Here is a 20,561-nt window from a genome sequence, read left to right as displayed (position 1 = left end):
CACGTCCGACCCCAGGTGCACGCCGACGGCAGACCGGCCACCTAGGCTTGCAGGATGACGTGGTGGGACCGGCTGTGGAAGTGGGAGGACACCCACCGCCAGGGCGTCGACCTTGCGATCACCGCGCTCCTGACCCTCTCACTGGTCCCGGTGTCGATCCTGGCCGTCACCACAGAGGCCGCGGGCGGCAGCGCGGCGCTCCTGTCACTGTGCGTGCTCGGCGTCGTCGCGCCCCTCGCGTGGCGCCGCACCCACCCGGCGGCCTCCGTCACGCTCGTGTACACCTGCGCCCTGCTGCACATCGCCGCCGGGTTCCCGCTGCTGCCCGTCGACGTCGTGATCCCCTTCTCCCTGTACTCGGTCGCGCTGCACGGTCCGCGCTGGGCCCACCGCACCGGCATCGTCACCGCGATCGTCGGCGCGGTCGTCGTGGGCGCTGCCATGTTCGCGCCCTACGACCACGCCAGCGCCGTCATCATCATGGTGCTGATCGCGAGCATCTTCCTGGTCGCGTGGGCGTTCGGGCTCGTGCGCCGCAGCCGCCGGGAGCACCTGGAGGCGCTCGTGGACCGCGCCGAGCGGCTCGAGGTCGAGCGGGACCAGCAGGCGATCATCGCGACGGCGGCCGAGCGCGCACGCATCGCACGCGAGATGCACGACATCGTGGCCCACAGCCTCTCCGTGATGATCGCGCAGGCCGACGGCGGGCGGTACGCCGCGGCGCAGGACCCCGACGCCGCGAGCCGCTCGCTCGGCACGATCGCGGAGACCGGCCGCGCCGCACTGACCGACATGCGCCGCCTGCTGGGCGTGCTGCGTGACGCGCCGGGTGCCGGCGGGCCCGGGCGCGCGGCACCCGGGGTCCTCGCCGCCGCGCCCTCGGGACCCGGGGCCGCGGGGCCGCCGGTCGCCACCACCACGCCGCAGCCGGCCGTGGAGGACGTCGAGCAGCTCGTGGCGCAGATGCGGGCCAGCGGGATGCGCGTGTCGTACGTGCGTCTGGGGACGCCGCGGCACCTGCCGCCCGGCGCCGGCCTGACCGTCTACCGCATCGCCCAGGAGTCCTTGACGAACGTGCTCAAGCACGCCGGCCCCGACCCCGGCGTGACCGTCATGCTCCGGTGGGAGCCCGCCGCCGTCACGCTGGAGGTCAGCGACGACGGACGCGGCGCCGCCGCCGACGCCGACGGCCTGGGCCAGGGCCTGGTGGGCATGCGCGAGCGCGCGACCATGTTCGGGGGCACGGTGACCGCCGGCCCCCGCCCCGGTGGCGGGTTCCGCGTCCGGGCGACGCTGCCCACACCGGGCTCCGGCGCGGCTGCGGGAGCCGACGCCGCCGGCACCCTGACACATACCCCGTCCCTCGACCCAGCCGGAGGAACCACCTCGTGACCGCACAGACCACCGACGCGGCGACCATCCGCGTCGCCCTCGTCGACGACCAGCAGCTCGTCCGCGCCGGGTTCCGCATGGTCATCGACTCCCAGGCCGACCTGGAGGTCGTGCTCGAGGCCGGTGACGGTGCGCAGGCGGTGCGCGCCCTCGACCCGGCGGCACGGACCGCGACCGGGCCCGTCGACGTCGTCCTCATGGACGTCCGCATGCCGACGATGGACGGGCTCGAGGCCACCGAGCGCATCGTGTCGCGCGCGACCCCGGAGGCACCCGCGCCCAAGGTCATCGTCCTGACGACGTTCGACCTCGACGAGTACGTGCTCGCGGCGATCCGCGCCGGTGCGAGCGGCTTCCTCCTCAAGGACGCGCCGCCGGAGGAGATGCTCGCGGCGATCCGCACCGTCCACCGCGGCGACGCGGTCATCGCACCGTCGAGCACCCGTCGGCTGCTCGAGCACCTCGTCACCGCCCTGCCCGACGACGCGCCGTCGGCCACCGACCACCCGGCGCACCAGGCGGTGGCCCAGCTCACCGAGCGCGAGCGCGAGGTGCTGGTGCTCATGGCCCGCGGCCGCTCCAACACCGAGATCGGCCAGGACCTGTTCGTCGCCGAGGCCACCGTCAAGACCCACGTCGGGCGCATCCTGGCCAAGGTCGGCGCGCGCGACCGCGTGCAGGCCGTCGTGGTCGCCTACGAGGCCGGGCTGGTGCGGGCGGGGTCCTGAGCGACGTCCCGGCGGAGTACCGACGGGTCGCGGGTGTGCGGCCTGGGGATGACCCGGGCACCGGCAGGACCCACCCGGGGCGGGACGCGGGGGACCGGGCCGCCGGGTGAACCTGGTGGCACACCTCGAGACAGGAGCACCCGTTGCCCACCACCGCCCCCCTCCCCCACGACCGGTCCGCGGCCGACGACGCCGCGCCCGCGTCCCGCGCCCGCGCGCTGACCAAGGTGTACGGGTCCGGAGCCGCGGCGGTCCGCGCGCTCGACGCCGTCGACGTGGACTTCGCGACGGGGGCGTTCACCGCGATCATGGGCCCGTCCGGGTCCGGCAAGTCGACGCTGATGCACCTGCTCGCGGGCCTCGACGACGCGACCTCCGGCACGGCGCACCTCGGTGCCACGGAGATCACGTCGCTCGGCGACGACGCGCTGACCCGGCTGCGCCGTGACCGCGTGGGCTTCGTCTTCCAGTCGTTCAACCTCCTGCCGATGCTCACCGCCGAGCAGAACGTGCTGCTCCCGCTCGACCTCGCCGGCCGCGCACCGGACCGCGCCTGGTTCGACACGCTGGTGACGACGCTCGGGCTGCAGGCGCGCCTCACGCACCGGCCCAGCGAGCTGTCCGGCGGGCAGCAGCAGCGCGTCGCGATCGCGCGCGCCCTCATCGCGCAGCCCGACGTCGTCTTCGCCGACGAGCCCACGGGCAACCTGGACTCCCGCTCGGGCGCCGAGGTGCTGAGCTTCCTGCGCCGCTCGGTCCGTGAGCTGGGCCGCACGATCATCATGGTCACGCACGACCCGACCGCGGCCGCGTACGCCGACCGCGTGGTGCTGCTGGCGGACGGCCGGATCGCCGGTGACATCGCCGACCCGACCCCCGAGTCGGTGCTCGCGGGCCTCGAGGGCCTGCGCGTGCTCGAGGCGCCCGCAGGCACGCCGACGGGCGCGACGCCCGTCGTCGACGTGACGTCGGGGGGCGTGCGCTGATGCTGCGGCTCACCCTCGCCCAGATGCGCCGCAGCCTCGGACGCCTGATCGCGGCGGGCGTCGCGATCCTCCTCGGCTCGGCCTTCGTCACGGCGACCCTCACCGCGGGCGACGTCATCGAACGCGGCGGCTACGACGCGATGACGGCGCTCTACGGCGACGCCGACCTCGTCGTCTTCCCCTCGATGGACGCCACGCCGTCCGAGTCGCTCGCCGCCACGCGGGACACCGCGGGCGTCACCGCCGCCGACGCGCTCGTCATCAGCTGGGTGTCCCTCGAGAGCGGTCGGCGCTCCTCCAACGAGGGCGTGATCCCGGTGCCCTCCGACCCCTCGCTGGCGTCGCTCGACGTCGCCGAGGGCCGCGCGCCCGCGTCGGACGCCGAGGTCGCGCTGCCGGCCGCCTCGGCGGAGCGGCTCGGGATCGGGGTCGGCGACACCCTCCGCGCCTCGTGGACGGTCTGGCCCGCGGACGAGTCCGAGGGCGGCACGGTCGAGGACGCCGTCGAGGGGACGGGTGACGTCGTCACGTCGCTCGAGATGGAGCCCACGCAGATGACGGCGGACGTCACGCTCGTCGGGATCGTCCAGGACTCGTCGGGCGCCTGGGCCCGCTACGGCGGCGCGGGGCTGGCGACCCCCGACGCGGTCGTGGAGTGGAGCGGTGTGGCGACCATCGACCACATGGGCGTCTCGGAGATCCTCGTGGCCGTCGACGGCGACGTCGCCGCCGTGCAGTCCGACCTGGCACGCCAGCTGGACGGGGACGAGGTGCTGACACGGGACGAGGCCGCGGCCCGGAGCGTGGAGTCGTACGGCGCCGGCAACCTCCTCGTCATGATGGTCCTCGGGTTCGCCGCCGTCTCGCTGCTGGTCGCGGCCCTGGTCATCGCGAACACGTTCCAGGTGATCGTCGCCCAGCGCACCCGCATGCTGGCACTGCTGCGCTGCGTCGGCGCACGCCGCGGCCAGCTGCGCGCATCGGTGCTGCTCGAGGCCGGCATCCTCGGCCTGGTCGCCGGCGTCGCCGGCGTGCTCACGGGGCTCGGACTCGCGCAGGGCATGCTCAGCGTCCTGGCGCGGGTCCAGACCGGCGTGCCGCTGCCCCCGGCGGTCGAGCCCACGCTCCGCAACATCCTGGTCCCGGTGCTCGTGTCGGTCGCGGTGACCGTCGGTGCCGCGCTCCTGCCCGCTCGGGCGGCGACCCGGGTGTCCCCCGTGGCGGCGCTGCGGCCGGCGGACGCGCCGACGGTACACGCACGGCCCGGCCGGATCCGGCTCGTGCTGTCGCTGCTGCTGACGGTCGGCGGGCTCGCGGCGCTGGCGGCAGGGATCGTGCTCGCCCGTGCCGGCACCGGCGTGGACGCGATGCTGCCGCTGGGCATCGGTGTCCTCGGTGGCGGGACGTCGTTCGTCGGCCTGCTCGTCGGCTCGCCGCTGTGGGTGCCGCACATCGTGTCGTCCGTCGGACGCCCCGTGGCGGCGATCAGCACGAGCGCCCGTCTCGCCGCGGCCAACACGCTGCGCAACCCGCGACGGACGTCCGCGACGAGCACCGCCCTGGTCATCGGCGTCACGCTCGTCGTCATGATGAGCACCGGGGCGATCTCGGCGCAGGACTCGCTCGCCCGGGAGATGGACGAGCGCGGACCGGTCGACCTGCTGGTGGTGGACTCGTCCGGCGAGGCGATGAGCGCGGCTGTCGCGGCCGACGTCACGGGCCTCGACGGCGTCGAGACGGCTGTCGTCGCACGGGCCGGGTTGGTGCAGAACGCCGAGGGCCTCGAACGCAGCGCCTACGTGGTCGACCCCGCGGACGCCCACGTGCTCCGGGACCAGGTCGCGGCCGACGCCATCGCTGCAGGTCGCAGCGTCGTGCCGGAAAGCTGGTCGGGCTCCGTGACCGCCATGGACGTGAGCGCGCAGGACACCGCGCGCATCGAGGTCCTGCCGCGCGGCACGAAGACGGCGCTCCTGACGACCGAAGCGGCCGACGCGCTGGGGATCGACGGCCCGCCCACGGCACTGCTGGCGAGGCTGAGCAGCGGGGCCGACGCGGTCGAGACGCTGCGGGAGGTCCAGGACCTGGTCGCGGACGACACGATGCAGTTCGAGAGCACGGCGGCACAGCGGCAGGGCGACGAGCAGATCATCGCCGTCGTGCTCGCGATCGTCATCGGCCTGCTGGGGGTCGCCGTCGTGATCGCGCTGATCGGGGTCGCGAACACGCTGTCGCTCTCGGTGATCGAACGTCGCCGGGAGTCGGCCACGCTGCGCGCGGTCGGGCTGTCCCGACGTGGCCTGCGGTGGATGCTCGCGACCGAGGGCATGCTCATCGCCGGCGTCGGCGCGCTGATCGGCACGGTGCTCGGGCTGATGTACGGCTGGGCGGGCGCCGCCACGGTGTTCGGCCCGCTCGGTGACGTGCACCTGTCCGTCCCCTGGGCGCACGTCGGAGCCGTCTTCGTCGTGGCGCTGCTCGCCGGGCTCGCCGCCTCGGCGCTCCCCGCCCGCGCAGCCGCCCGCACGCCCCCGGTCGCCGCGCTCGGCGTCGACTGAGACCACGGCCGCGGTGCGGCGCGGAGGAGGGCCCGCCGCACCGTCGAGCCGACCACAGACCCGGGGCCGCGGGGTGTCACCCACACCTCGCGGCCCCGGGACGTCACGGCGCACCCCGCGGGCCGATGCTCGCGGGGTGCGCCTCACCCTGCCCTCCCCCGTCCTGCCGGACCGGCTCCTCGACGTCGAGGTGGACCCCGGCGTCCCCGCCGGCGACCTGCGTCGTCGGCTCGCCGTGCTCACCGGTGACGTGCGCTGGGCCGCACCGCGCGCGCTGCTGCAGGTCGCGGGCAGCGTGCTCGACGACCACCACCCCGCGGGCGCACCCCCGCTCCTGCCGGGGGCCCACCTCGCGCCGGGCCCCGCTCCCGACGACGACGTCCTGACCGCCCTCCGCGCCGGGAACCACCTGGCCGTGCTCGAGGGGCCCGGTTCCGGGCGTCTCGTCGCGCTGGCGGACGGCGCGCGCGTCCGGGTCCCTGTCGTGTCGGCGGTCGGGACCGGGGGTCCGGGCCGGACCACGCCCTCGTGGGTCGACGTGCACCGGCGGGGCGCTCGCGTCACGGTCCGCGTGGTCGGTGCGCGCGGGACGATGACGGCTCGGTCACGGCGACGGTCCGGGCGTCTGCGGCTCCCCCAGCGCGGACGACGCGTCGGACCGCGGCCGCGCACGTGGTCGCCGGGCGACGACGTGCGGGTCGGCGGGCTCGCGCTGCAGCTGCGCGGCGCGGTCGGTGTCCGCCGTCGCGGCCGGCGGACACCCGCGGGGCCCGCGTGGGTATGGACGGCCGGTGCCTCGGCGTGCGTCGCGCTCGCCCTGGCCGTCGCGCTGCGCCAGCCGGTCCTGCTGCTGACCGCGGTGACGGGCCTGGCCGGGCTCCTCGGCGTGCGGGGGGCGCGCACACCGGACGCCCCCACGGAGCCCGACGCGACCGGCACCCCCGCGCCGTCCTGTCCCGACGTCGCGGGGGTGCGCCTGACCACGGCGCTCCGCCTGCGCGACCACGCGGGCACCGTCCCCGGCGACGACGCGGCATGGCCCGCGGACCGCACCCTGGCGCTGACCGGTCCCCGCGACCGCTCGCTCGGCGCGGCGCGCGCGCTCGTGCTGCGCACGCTCGGAGCGGGCACACCGACGCGTCTCGTGCTGCGTTCCGGCGCGAGCGCCGACTGGCGGTGGACCCGGTGGTGGGGCCCGTCGGCCCTGCTGCCGGGGACGGACGAGGACGACGTCCTCGTGGTGTCCGACGGCGAGGACACGACCCTCGGTGCGTGGCGCCTCGCGTCACCGCGGGCCCGGCTGCTCCTCGTCGTGCCGCCGGGGGCCACCGTGCCCGCGTGGGCGGCGACGGTCCTGCGCACCGGCGACGACTCGACACCGGGCTGCGCACCGCAGGCGGTGGCCGCGGACGTGGCCGACGCGCAGGGGAGGTCGGCGGCGGCGCTCGCGTGGTCGCTGTCGACGCACGGCACGGCCGTGCCGCCCACGTCGCTGCCGGTCACCGCCCTGGGCGAGCTGCCGGGAGTCCCCGCGCCCGACGCGGCAGCCGTCGCGCGGGCGTGGCGTCCCGCAGGTGCCCGCACGCTGGCGACGCCCGTGGGCACCCGCCCAGGCGGCGCACCCGCCGTGCTCGACCTCGTGCGCGACGGGCCGCACGCCCTCGTCGCGGGCACCACCGGCGCCGGCAAGTCGGAGCTGCTGACGACCGTGGTCCTCGGTCTGGCGCTGACGCACCCGCCGCACCGCCTCGCCGTCCTGCTGGTCGACTTCAAGGGCGGCACGGGCCTGGGCCCGCTCGCGCGGCTGCCGCACGTCGTCGACCACGTCCACGACCTCGACGTCGCAGCAGCGCGACGCACGCTCGTGGGGCTCCGCGCGGAGCTGCGCCGCCGCGAGCACCTGCTGGCCCGCGCCGGGCGCACCGACGTCGCCGACCTCGACCCCGCGGCCGCGAGCACCCCTGCCCGCCTGCTCGTCGTCGTCGACGAGCTGCGTGCCCTGGTCGACGACGTCCCCGACGCCGCCGCGGCGCTCTCGCGGCTCGCGGCGCAGGGACGTGCGCTCGGCATGCACCTGCTGCTCGCGACCCAGCGGCCGGCCGGCGCGGTGCCCGCCGACCTGCGCGCGAACGTCGGGCTGCGCATCGCCCTGCGCGTCGCGGACGAGGAGGACTCGCGCGACGTCGTCGGGTGCCCGGACGCCGCCCACCTCGACGTGGCGAGCCCCGGCCGCGCACTCGTCCGCATCGGGTCGCAGCCGGCGGCACCCCTGCAGGTGGCACGTGCACGCCACCGGCGCACGGCTGCACCGGTGCGGCTCGCGGCGCCTGTCCCGTCACGGGGCGTGGCGGGCTGGTGCGTCGCGCCGGTCGACGACGACGACGTCACGGAGTGGGTGACCGCATGCCGCCAGGCGGCGAGCGGCCTGCCGGGCACGGCCGTGCCGTGGCTCCCCCCGCTGCCGGACCAGGTGACCGCGGACCTGGTGGCGACCGGCGCGGACACCGACGGCCTGCTCGTCGCGGTGGGCGACCTCCCGGACGAGCAGCGCCGCACGCCGGTGCGGTGGGGGCCCGCGCACGGTCACCTCCTGGTGCTCGGCGGCCCGCGCTCAGGCCGGTCCACGACCCTCCTCACCGTCGCCTCGCACGCGCTGCTCGGCGGTGCGCACGTCCACGCCGTGGGGCTGCCGGACGGGGGTCTCGATCGTCTGCGACGGGTGGCGGGAGAGCAGCTGGGGACCACCCTCCCGGTCGACGACGTGCATCGCGCGCTGCTGCTGCTCGATCGCCTGATGTCGCCCCGACAGCCGGACGGTCCCGAGGTCGTGCTCCTGCTCGACGGGCTCGACGCGCTCCTGGACGCACTCGCGACGCACGCCCGGGGAGCGGGCGTCGACCTGCTCACGACACTGCTGCGTCACCCACCCTGCGGGGTGCGCGTCGCCGCCGCGGGACCGGTCGTGCCCGCGCTGTCCCGCCTCGTCGGCGCGTTCGGGCTACGCCTCGTCCTGCCTGTGCCGGACTCCGCGCTCGACTCGCAGGCCGGGGTCCCGCACGGCATGGTCACCGCCCGCACGGTTCCGGGCCGTGCCGTGGCGTGCACCGTCGAGAGCGCGCTCCTGTGCCAGGTGGTCCTGCCGGCACGAGCCGAAGAGGCCCACCCGGTGAGGCACGCGTCCGGCGCCGCGCCACCCGCCGTGCGGATCGGCGTCCTTCCCGAACGCTCCGTGCCGCCACCAGGTTCGGCGTCTCGCGGCAGGACCGTCCGGGACACGATCGTGATCGGCGTCGGCGCCGACGGACCCGGTCCCGTCCATGTCGACCCCACCAGGCCGCTCGTCGTGGCGGGGCCGCCCGGAACCGGGCGCACGACCGCGCTGCACGTCCTCGCCCGCGGCTGGGCGGCGAGCGGTCGGCACGTGATGATCCTCACCGGGCACGCGCCACCGCCGCAGGTGCAGGACGCGCCGCCCGGCGTCCTCGTGCTGTCCCCGTCCGACGCTCCGGCCGTCCTGGACCGCGCCCCGGGTCCGCGGACCGCGACCGGTGACGACGACGGCGGCGTCCTCCTCGTCGACGACCTCGACCTGCTCGAACGCGCGTCACCGCAGCTCGCCGAACGCCTCGAGTCGATGGTGGACGGCCGGGGAGGCGGCCCCCGGGTCGTCGCGCTCGCCACCACGGGCGAGCACGCCGCCACGGGCTACCGCGGCCCGGTCGCCGCGGCGCTGCGCGCACGCCAGGTGCTGGTCCTCGACGCCTACGGGCCTGCCGCGTCCGACCTGCTGGGACCCACGGGGGCGTTCCACACGGACCCGAGGTCGCGCCCACCGGGCCGCGGCGTGCTGCGGCGAGGTCGGGTGCTGGTCCGGGTCCAGGTGCACGACCTCGCCGGACGGCACCGCGGGGCAGGCGCGGTGTGACCCGGCGAGCCGCACGGCGTCACGCGCCTGCGTCGCGGCCTCTCGACGTGACGGCCACGACACGGGGGCTGAGGACCGCGACGACGACGCCGAGTGCGACGAGGCCGAGTGCGAGCGCCGTCGCTCCACCGTCGACGCTCCACCACGCTGCCGCCGTCACCAGGAGGAACGCCTGGGCCGTCAGCACGGGCGCCCGTGCCCACCGGCGCCCGTGCCACAGACCGCGCGCTGCGCTCGCCAGGAGCGTGGCGGTGCCGAGCGCGAGTGCCACGAGGAAGAGCACAGGTCCCGCGTCGCCGCCGCTCACGAGCGCGACCACGCCGACGACGGCAGCCGCCACGAGCAGCGCGGCCTCGACCAGCACGGCCGCGCACGCCAGGAGGAGCATCGGCGGGCGTCCGCCGCCGGGGCCGGGACGGGCCGCGTCGGGTCCGGTGACCGACCCGCGGTCGGGGGGTGTTCGGGGCATGGCACGACCCTAGGCGGAGAGGAGCGTCGAGGGCCGGACCGGGCGGTGTGCAGCGTGCTGCGCGGCACCCATACCAGAGGCCGCAAGCGCCTCGGACCACCTCACCGGCCCCGTGGCCCCGACGGACGGCGGCCGGGACGCACGTGAGGCGCGTCACCCCCTTGCCCCCGGGGCCCGGCCGGCGGGTGAGCGCCCTGCACATCGCCACGCCGGGCACAGCAATCTCCCAGGTCAGCGGCCTAGCCTGGTTCCGACCGCGCTGACCTGGACGTTCGACCCAGGCCACCTGGGCGGCGCCTGGACGGTCGACGGGACGACTCGGACGGAGCACGCGACCATGTGATCAACGCCTCAGTCGTTATGGACATGAAACGTTGCCGTAACCCTTGTGCGCCGAGGTCCGGGGTGTGACGCTGGGTTCAGCACGTTTTCCCCCCACCATTGATCCCATGCATTGCCGCGCGCGCTTCGGGCGTGCGGGCATGCGTGTGCCAAGGAGAGCCCCCATGGATTGGCGTCACCGCGCAGCCTGCCTCGACGAGGACCCCGAGCTGTTCTTCCCCATCGGGAACACGGGTCCTGCGCTGCAGCAGATCGAGGAGGCGAAGGCCGTCTGCCGTCGCTGCGACGTCGTCGACACGTGCCTCAAGTGGGCCATCGAGACCGGTCAGGACGCCGGTGTGTGGGGCGGCCTGTCCGAGGACGAGCGTCGTGCGCTGAAGCGCCGCACCGCCCGCCAGCGTCGAGCCGGCTGAGCAGCCGGACCCCAGCACCTGCCGGCGACGACCGCCGACCGCCCGACGGGGCCGCCGATGACGGCGGCCCCGTCGTGACGTCCGGGCAGGTCCTGGCGTCCGGCCCCGTCGACCCGGCTGGCAGCGCGACGCACGCTCGTCGCGCGTGGTCTCACGCGACGGTCGCGGCGTCCCTCCCCTGCCGGAGCTGCGCCTCGATGACCACGGACGTCCCGCCGCCCTCGCGAGCGAGCCAGGCGATCGAGCCGCCGAGCTCGTTGCGCACGAGGGTCGAGACGATCTGCGTGCCGAGCCCCGTCCCCTCTCCCCGACCCTCCGGCAGACCGCCGCCGTCGTCGGCGACCTCCACCCGCAGCCGGTGACCTGACCGCTCGACGACGATCTCGACCGTGCCCTGGTCGCGCCCGGCGAGCCCGTGCTCGACAGCGTTCGTCACGAGCTCCGTGAGGATCAGCGCGAGCGCTGTCGCGTCCTCGGCCGGCACGGCGCCGAACGAGCCGCGGACCGTCGTCCGCACGTGCGCGCCGGCGGTCGCGACGTCGGCCGCCAGCCGCAGGCTCCGCCCGACGAGGTCGTCGAACGGCACGCTCTCGTCGAGGGTCTGCGACAGCGTCTCGTGGACCAGGGCGATCGTGGCGACGCGACGCATCGCCTCGGCGAGCGCATCGCGGGCCTCCGGCGAGCTCATGCGACGCGACTGGAGCCGCAGGAGCGCGGCGACCGTCTGCAGGTTGTTCTTGACCCGGTGGTGGATCTCCCGGATCGTCGCGTCCTTCGTGATCAGCTCGCGCTCGCGCCGCCGCAGCTCGGAGACGTCGCGGCACAGCAGCACGGCCCCCGTCCGCTGACCGCTGTCCGTCAGGGGGACGGCACGCAGCGAGAGCGCCACGCCGCGGGCCTCGACGTCGACGCGCCACGGCGCCCTGCCCATCAGGACGAGGGGCATCGACTCGTCGACGGTCGCGTCCTGCTCGATGAGGTCCGACGTGACCTCGATCAGCGACCTGCCGACCAGGTCGCCGAGCACACCGAGCCGGTGGAAGCAGGACAGGGCGTTGGGGCTCGCGTAGAGCACCTCTCCCTCGCCGTTGAGCCGGACCAGGCCGTCGCCCACGCGCGGCGCACCCCGACGCGGCCCCGTCGGCGCGTCCGGGGCGGGGAACTCACCGCGCGCGACCATGCCGACCAGGTCGTCGGCCGCCTCGACGTAGTTGAGCTCCAGGCGCGACGGCGTGCGCGCCCCCCCGAGGTTCGTCTGACGCGCGAGGACGGCGATCGACCGCCCCCCGCGCACCACCGGCACGGCCTCCTCCCGGACGGCGTACGAGCCGAACCAGCGCGGCTCGCGGGACCGCTGCGGCGCCTGCTCCTCGAGGGCGCGCCGCAGCTGGGCGACCTGCCCCTCGGGAGGCCGGGAACCCACGACGTCGTCGTAGTGCACCGTCGCGCCCGTCGAGGGCCTGCACTGCGCGACGGCGACGAACTCCCCGTCGACGGTCGGCAGCCACAGCACGAGGTCGGCGAACGCCAGGTCGGACACGACCTGCCAGTCACCGACCAGGAGATGGAGCCACTCCACGTCTGCGGGATCGAGCGCACCATGACGCGTGACGAGGTCGCTCAGCGTGGACACACGCCCAGGGTACGCAGCGGCGGCTACGCTCGACGACGACGGGGGTGCCGCGGTCGGACGTCCGTCGCTGGTCCGCGCGGCCGCTCGGACCAGAGCTCATCCACCACGGGGGCCCACGGTGCAGCTGCGCGTGACGATCGACCTTCCCACCGACGTGCGCACCGCTGCCCGTCTGCTGGCGGACCCGGCGTACGTGGACGCGAAGGTGCGCGCCTCGGGCGCGGTCGAGCAGCAGGTGGACGTGACAGGGACCGCAGCCGGCGCCTTCACGGTGACGACGCGTCGCGCCCTGCCCACCGAGCAGATCCCCGCCCACATGCACGCGCTGGTGGGAGCGCGGATCGACGTGCGCCAGGTCGAGGCCTGGGAGGCGCCCCTCGCCGACGGCTCACGCACCGGGACGGTCGTCGTCGAGATCGCGGGCGCGCCCGTGCGCGTGACGGGCCGGACCTCGCTCGCCGCCGCGCGACCGGACCTGGCACGCGTGACGTACGACGGCGAGGTCCGTGCGGCCGTCCCGCTGTTCGCCGCCGCCGTGGAGGAGGCGGCCGGCGCCGCCGTCCGCGCGGCGCTGCGCGCGGAGCAGGACGTGGCCGCGCGGTGGCTCGCCGCGCAGGGCGAGCACCACGGCGACGCCGAGGCCGCCCGCTGAGGTCGTCGGCGACCTCGAGCCGGGCACGCCGCGAGCCCCCCGCCGCGTCCGCCCCCGCGGCACGGCGCACGACCTCCGTCGGCACGCCCGGGGGCGCCCCGGACACTTCCCCCGAACGGGGGCACGGGGAGATCTCCGAGCCGTAACGATTGAATAACGTGGGAAGCATGGGAAATCGCTTTGACCAGCGATGACACCCCCGTGGGACCGCTACCACCCCACCTTTGCCGATCCCCGTCCTTGACACCCGCCCATCTCCCGACAAAGGTGTCCCGCAGTGCGTGGGAACGCTCCCGCGAGATGTCACGGGAGCGCACCCACGTCGGGGCTCGACAGCCCCAACGCGCGACGCTCGTCCCGGCCGGAATCGGTCGGCGGGCGGGACGCGGACAAGGTGTACGGCGACGCAGCCGTCCGACTGACAAGGGAGTCATTGTGCGCAAGACCACACGCAAGGCGTGGGCGCTCGCCGCTGGCGTCATGAGCATCTCGCTGCTCAGCACCGCCTGCTCCGGTGAGAGCAGCGAGGCCGACGACGACGCAGCGAGCGGCGACAGCAAGGTCACGCTCACCGTCGCGACGTTCAACAACTTCGGCTACACCGACGAGCTGCTCGCCGAGTACACCGAGGCGAACCCGAACGTCACGGTCAAGCAGACGCGCGCCGCCGAGTCGGCCGACGCCCGCACCAACCTCACGACGAAGCTCGCAGCCGGCGGTGCCGGTCTCGCCGACGTCGAGGCCATCGAGGTCGACTGGCTGCCCGAGCTGCTCACCAGTGCCGACGCCTTCGAGGACCTGACCGACCCGTCGGTCGAGGGCCGCTGGGAGACCTGGAAGCAGGAGGCCGCGACGTCCGAGGACGGCCGCCTCATCGGCTACGGCACGGACATCGGCCCCGAGGGCATCTGCTACCGCGCCGACCTGTTCGAGGCCGCCGGCCTGCCCACCGACCGCGCGGAGGTCGCCGAGCTGCTCGGCGGCGAGGGCGCCACGTGGGACAAGTACTTCGAGGTCGGCCGCACGTTCACCGCCGCCTCGCCCGACGTCGCGTGGTTCGACTCGGCGTCCGCCACGTTCCAGGGCATGGTCAACCAGGTCGAGAACCCGTACGAGGAGAGCGACGGCACGCCGAAGTCCCTCGGTGACAACACGGAGATCAAGGACCTGTTCGACCAGGTCACCGCGGCGTCCGCCGACCTGTCGGCCGGTCTCACGCAGTGGAGCCCCGACTGGGACGCCGCGTTCCAGAGCAACGGCTTCGCGACGATGCTGTGCCCCGCCTGGATGACCGGCCCGATCGAGGAGCGCGCGGGCGGTGTCACCGGTTGGGACGTCGCCGACGTCTTCCCCGGCGGTGGCGGTAACTGGGGTGGCTCGTACCTGACGGTGCCCGCCTCGGGCAAGAACGTCGAGGAGGCCAAGAAGCTGGCCGCGTGGCTCACGTCGCCCGAGACGCAGGTCAAGGCGTTCGAGAACGCGGGCACCTTCCCGAGCCAGGTCGAGGCGTGGGAGTCCGAGGACCTCAAGTCCGCCACGAACGAGTTCTTCAACGACGCACCGGTCGGCGAGATCTTCGCGAACCGCGCTGCAGCGATCTCGGTGACCCAGTTCAAGGGCCCGAACTACTTCCAGATCCACCAGACGGTGACCGACGCGCTCGCCCGCGTGGACGTCGACAAGAGCGAGGACCCCGCGGCGGGCTGGCAGGGCGCAGTCTCGGCGTTCGACAGCCTGGGTCTCTGAGTCTCTGACTCACCCGGACCGGCCGGGGACGTCCACCGACGTCCCCGGCCGGTCCTCAGGTGGCGGTACGCGATCACCGCCACCGACGTCCGAGGGCCGCCGGCAGGACGCGGCCCTGAGTCCCGGCTCCCCACGCGAGGTCCGTCATGTCCGTCAAGTCACCCGCGCCCACGCGGTCAGCGCCACAAGGCGCGCCACGTGCGCCGCGACGGGTCGGCTTCTCCCAGCGGCTCTCCCGCTGGGACGTCAAGCTCTCCCCGTACCTGTACATCTCCCCCTTCTTCATCATCTTCGCCATCACCGGCCTGTTCCCGCTCATCTACACGGCGTTCGTGTCGGTGTACGACTGGAAGCTGCTGGGCGGTCAGGGCGACTTCATCGGGTTGCAGAACTACACCGACGTGCTCGGGCAGGCGACCTTCTGGAAGTCGCTGCGCAACACGTTCTCGATCTTCGCGCTCTCGTCGGTGCCGCAGGTGCTGGTGGCGATCGTGCTGGCGGCTCTCCTCGACCAGAACCTGCGCGCCAAGACCTTCTGGCGCATGGGCGTGCTGCTCCCGTACGTCGTCGCCCCCGTGGCCGTGGGCCTCATCTTCGGGCGCATGTTCGCCGACCAGTCCGGCCTCATCAACAGCTGGCTCGGCGCGTTCGGGGTCGACCCCATCCGGTGGCACGTCGACCCCCTCGCGAGCCACGTGGCCATCGCCTCGATGGTGAACTTCCGCTGGACCGGGTACAACACCCTGATCTTCCTCGCGGCCATGCAGGCCGTCCCGCGTGAGCTGTACGAGGCCGCGATCATCGACGGCGCCGGCCGCGTTCGGCAGTTCTTCTCGGTGACGGTCCCGCAGATCCGCGCCACGGTGATCTTCGTCATCCTCACCTCCACCATCGGCGGCCTGCAGATCTTCGACGAGCCGCGCGTGTTCGACGCCCAGGGCCGTGGCGGCGCCTCGCAGCAGTGGATGACCACGACGCTCTACCTCTACGACGTCGGCTGGGGCACCCAGCGCAACCTCGGCAGGGCGGCAGCGGTCGCGTGGCTCCTCTTCATCGTCGTCGTCATCATCGGCCTGGCGAACTTCGCGATCACGAACCGGATCTCGTCCGCAGGGACCGGCCGTCCATCCCGTCGCCAGCGCCGTGCCGCTGCGCGTAGCTCGAGGAGGTCGGCATGAGCTCCGTCCCCGTCATCCACCAGACCGCCGGACCCAGGGCGGCCAAGGCGGCCAGCAGCCGTCGCGGGAAGACCGGCGGTTACAACCGGCGTCCGGGCGTGGTCACGTACGTGCTCCTGGGCGCGGCCGTGCTCATCGGCATCGGCCCGATCTACTACACGCTGCTCCTGGGGTCGTCCGACCCCGTGAGCCTCGCGCAGAGCCCGTTGCCGCAGCTGGTGCCCGACGCGAGTCTCTTCGACAACTTCTCGAAGGTCATCAACTCCGACGCCTTCGACTTCTGGAAGGCGTTCCGGAACTCGCTCCTGGTCTCGCTGATCACGGCGGCCGCCACGGTGCTGTTCTCGACGCTCGCCGGGTTCTCGTTCGCGAAGCTCAACTTCCGGGGGCGCGGGCCGCTGCTCGTGTTCGTCATCGCCACCATGGCGGTGCCGACGCAGCTCGGCGTCATCCCGCTCTACATCATCATGGCGAAGATCGGGTGGATCGGGACGCTGCAGGCGGTCATCGTGCCGGCGCTCGTCACGGCGTTCGGCGTCTTCTGGATGACCCAGTACCTCCAGGAGGCACTGCCCTACGAGCTCATCGAGGCCGCCCGTGTCGACGGGGCGTCGATGCTGCGGACGTTCTGGTCGATCGCCATGCCGTCGGCACGGCCGGCCATGGCGATGCTGGCGCTGTTCACGTTCGTCACCCAGTGGACGAACTTCTTCTGGCCGTCGATCGTCCTCAACCCGGAGAACCCGACGCTGCCGGTCGCGGTCCGTCTGCTCCAGGCGAACTACTTCGTCGACTACTCGCTCGTCATGGCGGGCGTGTTCCTCGTCACGCTGCCGCTGATCGTGCTGTTCATCTTTGCCGGGCGCCAGCTGGTCGCCGGGATCATGGCGGGAGCCGTGAAGGGCTGATGCCCTGCACCGTGGTCGGGCGCACACTCCCGAGCGCCCGACCACGGCCCACCAGCTCGGCACCAGGTAACCTGCGCATCGTGCGCGGTAGCTTCACGGTGCCCCGGGCCGCAAGAACGTCCACGCTGCCCGGCAGCCACAGGAGGGGATGACCAAAGGTGGTCGACATCGTCCCGACCCGCACGGACCTCGCACGCCCGAACGCACCCACGCTCGAGCAGGTCGCCGAACGCGCAGGCGTCTCCCGGTCGACGGCGTCACGCGCCATCAACGGCGGGCTGCGGGTCTCCCCCGAGGCGCTGTCCGCCGTCGAGGCCGCCGTCTCCGACCTCGGCTACACGCCCAACCGCGCGGCGCGCTCGCTCGTCACGCGACGCACCGACTCGATCGCACTCGTCGTCCCCGAGCCCGACGAGCGCGTGCTGTCCGACCCGTTCTTCGCGGGCACGCTCAACGGCCTGAGCACGTCGCTCGCCGACTCGGACATCCAGGTCGTGCTCGTCATCGCCCGTCCGGGCGAGAGCGAGCGGACGATCCGCTACCTGCGCAACGGTCACGTGGACGGCGCCATCGTCGTGTCGCACCACCGCGACGACGAGCTCGACCGGGCGCTCCTGACGTCGCGGGTGCCCAACGTCTTCGTCGGGCGGCCGCTGTCGGCCTCGGACGAGGACGTCCAGTACGTCGACACGGACAACACCGAGGGTGGGCGGCTGGCCACCCAGCACCTCATCGACCGGGGGTGCCGTCGCATCGCGACCATCGCCGGACCGCAGGACATGTCCGCCGGCATCGACCGGCTCGCCGGGTGGCGGCTGGCGATGGAGGCCTCCGGCCTGGACCAGTCGGCGGTCGTGCACGGCGACTTCACCATCACCTCGGGTGCGCACGCGGCGCGCGACCTGCTCACACGCTTCCCCGACGTCGACGGCATCTTCATCGCCTCCGACCTCATGGCCACCGGCGCGCTCGGGGTCCTCGCCGAGCTCGGGCGTGACGTCCCGGGAGACGTGGCGATCGTGGGCTACGACAACCTCGGTGTGGCCGCGTCGACGACGCCGCCGCTGACGAGCGTCATCCAGCCGGTGGTCGCGATGGCCCGCGCGGCCGGTGCGCGACTGCTGGACCAGCTGCACGGAGCCCCGGACAGGGAGCCGCTGATCTTCGCGCCGGAGCTCGTGGTGCGCGCGTCCGCGTGATCTCCCGGCGCCGGCCCGGGGCGAGTCAGTACTCGCGCTGACCTAGTGCTGTCAATTCTTGACAGCCCGACGTCACCACGCCATGGTGGTCGCGGCGCCGCACAACGGAGTGTGGCGCTCCCGTCAGCGCCTCGGCGGGAGCCGAGAGGAGACGCCATGCTCCGTACCCCCCGTCCCGGTGAGCACGACGTGCCCGCGGCCGCGCGTCACCCGGAGCGCGACGCAGCAGCGACCAGCCGCCGCGAGCGTCTGCTCGCCGACCGGGGAGCCCGCGCGCACCACCGTGGCAGGCTCGCCCTCGCAGTGGTGGCGGCCGCGGCGACCGCTCTCCTGACGGCTGCCACCGCGCGTGATGTCGCGCCCCGCGCACCGACCGCAGCAGACACGACGGTGAGGGACCGTGCGTCCGTGGCGGACCAGGACGACGTCGCCACGTCGGCCGCCATCGACGACGCCGAGGCGTGGTGCGACCACGTCTCGTCGTACTACCTGGCGTTCCCGTCGCCGTGGTCCGCCCGTGTGGTCAACTGCCGCTCCACCGACCTGTCCGTCGCCCCGGTGCACGCCGACGACTCGCTCGGATCGTGCGTGGTGGTGCCGGCACGGCACAGCCGCCACCTGGGCGGCGACATCGTCCGGTGGGTCACGGACGTCCGGCTGTGTTGACGGGTGGGGCGCCGGTCGACGTGCCAGGGTGGGGCATGGCCCTCCCCTCCTCTCCCCCGACGCCCGACGGTGCGACCGCCCAGCCCGACCCCGGCACCGCTCCCCTGGCGACCGCACAGGCCCAGCTGGCGCGTGCGGTCGAGATCCTCGGCTACGACAGCGACCTGCACGAGGTGCTCGCGACCCCGCGTCGTGAGCTGCGCGTCGCCGTCCCGCTGCGACGCGACGACGGCCGCGTGCGGGTCTTCACGGGTTACCGGGTGCAGCACAACATCTCGCGCGGTCCCGGCAAGGGTGGGCTGCGATACGCCCCCGGCGTGGACATCGACGAGGTCCGTGCGCTCGCGATGTGGATGACGTGGAAGTGTGCGGTCGTCGACGTCCCCTACGGTGGCGCGAAGGGCGGCGTCACGATCGACCCGCACGCGCACTCGTCAGCCGAGCTGGAACGCATCACCCGCCGCTACACGAGCGAGATCATGCCGATGATCGGACCGGAGCGGGACATCATGGCGCCCGACATCGGGACGAGCGAGCAGACCATGGCCTGGGTCATGGACACGTACTCGGTCAACCGCGGGTTCACGATCCCGGCGGTCACGACGGGCAAGCCCCTGGCGGTCGGCGGCTCTCTCGGCCGCCCGACGGCCACGTCGCAGGGCGTCGTCCACACGGCCCGCGCGGCGCTGCGCGCCGACGGCGTCGAGCTGTCCGAGGTCTCCGCGGCCGTGCAGGGCTTCGGGAAGGTCGGGTCCCACGCCGCGCGGCTGCTCCACGAGGCCGGCGCCCGCGTCGTCGCGGTCAGCGACGAGCACGGCGGCGTGCGCCGTGACGACGGCCTGGACCTGCCGGCGCTCCTCGAGCACGTCGCCGGCACCGGGTCCGTCACCGGGTTCGCGGACGCGGAGCCCCTGAGCAACACGGAGCTCCTGGCTCTCGACGTGGACCTGCTGGTCCCGGCCGCCGTCGAGGGTGTGCTGGACGGCACGACCGCGGCGAACGTCAAGGCGCGCTGGGTCGTCGAGGGCGCCAACGGCCCGACGACCAGCGAGGGCGACCGGGTGCTGGCCGAGCGCGGCATCGTCGTCGTGCCCGACATCCTGGCGAACGCCGGAGGCGTCGTGGTCAGCTACTTCGAGTGGGTGCAGGCCAACCAGGCGTACTGGTGGACCGAGGGAGAGATCGCCGAACGGCTCGAGCAGCGGATGCTCGCGAGCCACGCAGCGGTGTCCGCACTCGCCCGTGCCGAGTCCGTCACGCTGCGGGAGGCCGCGATGACGATCGGCGTGCGGCGCGTGGCCGAGGCGCACCTCATCCGCGGCCTGTACCCCTGAGCGGACTCCCTGCGCGGGTCAGCGCAGCCCGTCAGCCGGTGCGCGCACCAGCTCGGCGGTCCGCCCAGCGGCCGTCCGCAGCGTGAACGCGCTGTCGCCGGGCGTCACCGTGGCACCGTCCTGGAGCACGCCGAGCACGGCCCGCTCGGTCGCCGTCGCCTCGGGTGGGCCCGCCATGAGCGTCGCGACGACCGGCCCGAAGGTCAGCGCCGAGCCGTCGAGCCGCCACGTCCCCCGGACCCGGTTGACGCCGGCGTGACCGAACACGACGCCGTCGCCGTCGAAGGTGAGCCACGGCGGTCCGTGAGTGCCGGCGGCGGGCACGGCACCGTCCAGGCGGACGACCCGCCACGTCCCGTGCAGCCAGGGGGCGTCCGGGACCTCGCCCGAGGGATCGAGGGACGTCGACCGGTCGTGCCCGTCATCACGCAT

At 74.2% G+C, this 20,561-nt stretch carries 16 protein-coding genes; 13 read left to right on the top strand and 3 right to left on the bottom strand.

Going from position 1 to position 20,561, the window contains the following annotated elements; all coding sequences use genetic code 11:
* The first annotated feature begins 54 nt into the window (after nucleotides 1–54).
* From IR158_RS05350 to IR158_RS05330, 5 genes are all read left to right on the top strand, one after another.
* On the top strand, nucleotides 55–1,392 hold the full coding sequence (locus IR158_RS05350) for a sensor histidine kinase (protein ID WP_291810487.1): 1,338 nt from the start codon (nucleotides 55–57) through the stop codon (nucleotides 1,390–1,392).
* A complete protein-coding gene (locus tag IR158_RS05345; RefSeq protein WP_291810484.1) occupies nucleotides 1,389–2,120 on the top strand; it encodes a response regulator transcription factor in 732 nt (243 codons plus the stop codon). Before IR158_RS05350 ends, IR158_RS05345 begins: the two co-directional genes overlap by 4 nt.
* Before the next feature lie 143 nt (nucleotides 2,121–2,263).
* Complete coding sequence (locus tag IR158_RS05340; protein ID WP_291810482.1) at nucleotides 2,264–3,106, top strand: ABC transporter ATP-binding protein; 843 nt, start codon at nucleotides 2,264–2,266, stop codon at nucleotides 3,104–3,106.
* Nucleotides 3,106–5,664, top strand: a complete 2,559-nt coding sequence (locus tag IR158_RS05335; protein ID WP_291810480.1) for an ABC transporter permease — start codon at nucleotides 3,106–3,108, stop codon at nucleotides 5,662–5,664. Before IR158_RS05340 ends, IR158_RS05335 begins: the two co-directional genes overlap by 1 nt.
* Nucleotides 5,665–5,800: 136 nt before the next feature.
* Nucleotides 5,801–9,589, top strand: coding sequence for an FtsK/SpoIIIE domain-containing protein (locus tag IR158_RS05330; protein ID WP_291810478.1), 3,789 nt, complete (start codon nucleotides 5,801–5,803; stop codon nucleotides 9,587–9,589).
* A gap of 19 nt (nucleotides 9,590–9,608) precedes the next feature.
* Here the strand turns inward: IR158_RS05330 and IR158_RS05325 are convergent, their stop codons facing one another.
* Complete coding sequence (locus IR158_RS05325; RefSeq protein ID WP_291810475.1) at nucleotides 9,609–10,058, bottom strand: hypothetical protein; 450 nt, start codon at nucleotides 10,056–10,058, stop codon at nucleotides 9,609–9,611.
* 506 nt (nucleotides 10,059–10,564) lie between these two features.
* Between IR158_RS05325 and IR158_RS05320 the strand changes: the two genes are divergently transcribed.
* Entirely contained in the window at nucleotides 10,565–10,813 is a 249-nt protein-coding gene (locus IR158_RS05320; protein ID WP_013117620.1) for a WhiB family transcriptional regulator, read from the top strand.
* A 151-nt stretch (nucleotides 10,814–10,964) separates the two neighbouring features.
* Here the strand turns inward: IR158_RS05320 and IR158_RS05315 are convergent, their stop codons facing one another.
* A complete protein-coding gene (locus IR158_RS05315; RefSeq protein WP_291810461.1) occupies nucleotides 10,965–12,446 on the bottom strand; it encodes a sensor histidine kinase in 1,482 nt (493 codons plus the stop codon).
* Between the two features lie 130 nt (nucleotides 12,447–12,576).
* On the opposite strand from IR158_RS05315, the gene IR158_RS05310 reads away from it, so the two are divergent.
* The 7 genes from IR158_RS05310 (at nucleotide 12,577) to IR158_RS05280 (ending at nucleotide 20,129) form a co-directional block, all read left to right on the top strand.
* The gene (locus tag IR158_RS05310; RefSeq protein WP_291810459.1) at nucleotides 12,577–13,098 is read left to right on the top strand and encodes a DUF2505 domain-containing protein; all 522 of its coding nucleotides are present in this window, start codon (nucleotides 12,577–12,579) and stop codon (nucleotides 13,096–13,098) included.
* Between the two features lie 435 nt (nucleotides 13,099–13,533).
* Entirely contained in the window at nucleotides 13,534–14,844 is a 1,311-nt protein-coding gene (locus tag IR158_RS05305; protein WP_291810456.1) for an extracellular solute-binding protein, read from the top strand.
* 146 nt (nucleotides 14,845–14,990) lie between these two features.
* Nucleotides 14,991–16,022 (top strand): carbohydrate ABC transporter permease, encoded by a 1,032-nt coding sequence (locus IR158_RS05300; protein WP_291810454.1) that lies wholly within the window; start codon nucleotides 14,991–14,993, stop codon nucleotides 16,020–16,022.
* The gene (locus IR158_RS05295) at nucleotides 16,019–16,930 is read left to right on the top strand and encodes a carbohydrate ABC transporter permease (RefSeq protein WP_291810451.1); all 912 of its coding nucleotides are present in this window, start codon (nucleotides 16,019–16,021) and stop codon (nucleotides 16,928–16,930) included. The genes IR158_RS05300 and IR158_RS05295 overlap by 4 nt, the downstream gene beginning before the upstream one ends.
* A 158-nt stretch (nucleotides 16,931–17,088) precedes the next feature.
* Nucleotides 17,089–18,129 carry a LacI family DNA-binding transcriptional regulator gene (locus tag IR158_RS05290; RefSeq protein ID WP_291810449.1) on the top strand — a complete coding sequence of 347 codons (1,041 nt, stop codon included), beginning with the start codon at nucleotides 17,089–17,091 and terminating at the stop codon, nucleotides 18,127–18,129.
* A 156-nt stretch (nucleotides 18,130–18,285) separates the two neighbouring features.
* Nucleotides 18,286–18,795, top strand: a complete 510-nt coding sequence (locus tag IR158_RS05285; protein WP_291810446.1) for a hypothetical protein — start codon at nucleotides 18,286–18,288, stop codon at nucleotides 18,793–18,795.
* 35 nt (nucleotides 18,796–18,830) lie between these two features.
* Nucleotides 18,831–20,129, top strand: coding sequence for a Glu/Leu/Phe/Val dehydrogenase (locus tag IR158_RS05280; RefSeq protein ID WP_291810444.1), 1,299 nt, complete (start codon nucleotides 18,831–18,833; stop codon nucleotides 20,127–20,129).
* 18 nt (nucleotides 20,130–20,147) lie between these two features.
* Here the strand turns inward: IR158_RS05280 and IR158_RS05275 are convergent, their stop codons facing one another.
* Nucleotides 20,148–20,561, bottom strand: a complete 414-nt coding sequence (locus IR158_RS05275; protein ID WP_291810441.1) for an META domain-containing protein — start codon at nucleotides 20,559–20,561, stop codon at nucleotides 20,148–20,150.

The sequence above is a fragment of the Cellulomonas sp. genome (genome assembly GCF_015234515.1).
Taxonomy (GTDB): domain Bacteria; phylum Actinomycetota; class Actinomycetes; order Actinomycetales; family Cellulomonadaceae; genus Cellulomonas.
The sequence above is the reverse complement of the archived record's forward strand: the minus strand, read 5'-3'. Positions and strand labels throughout refer to the sequence as shown.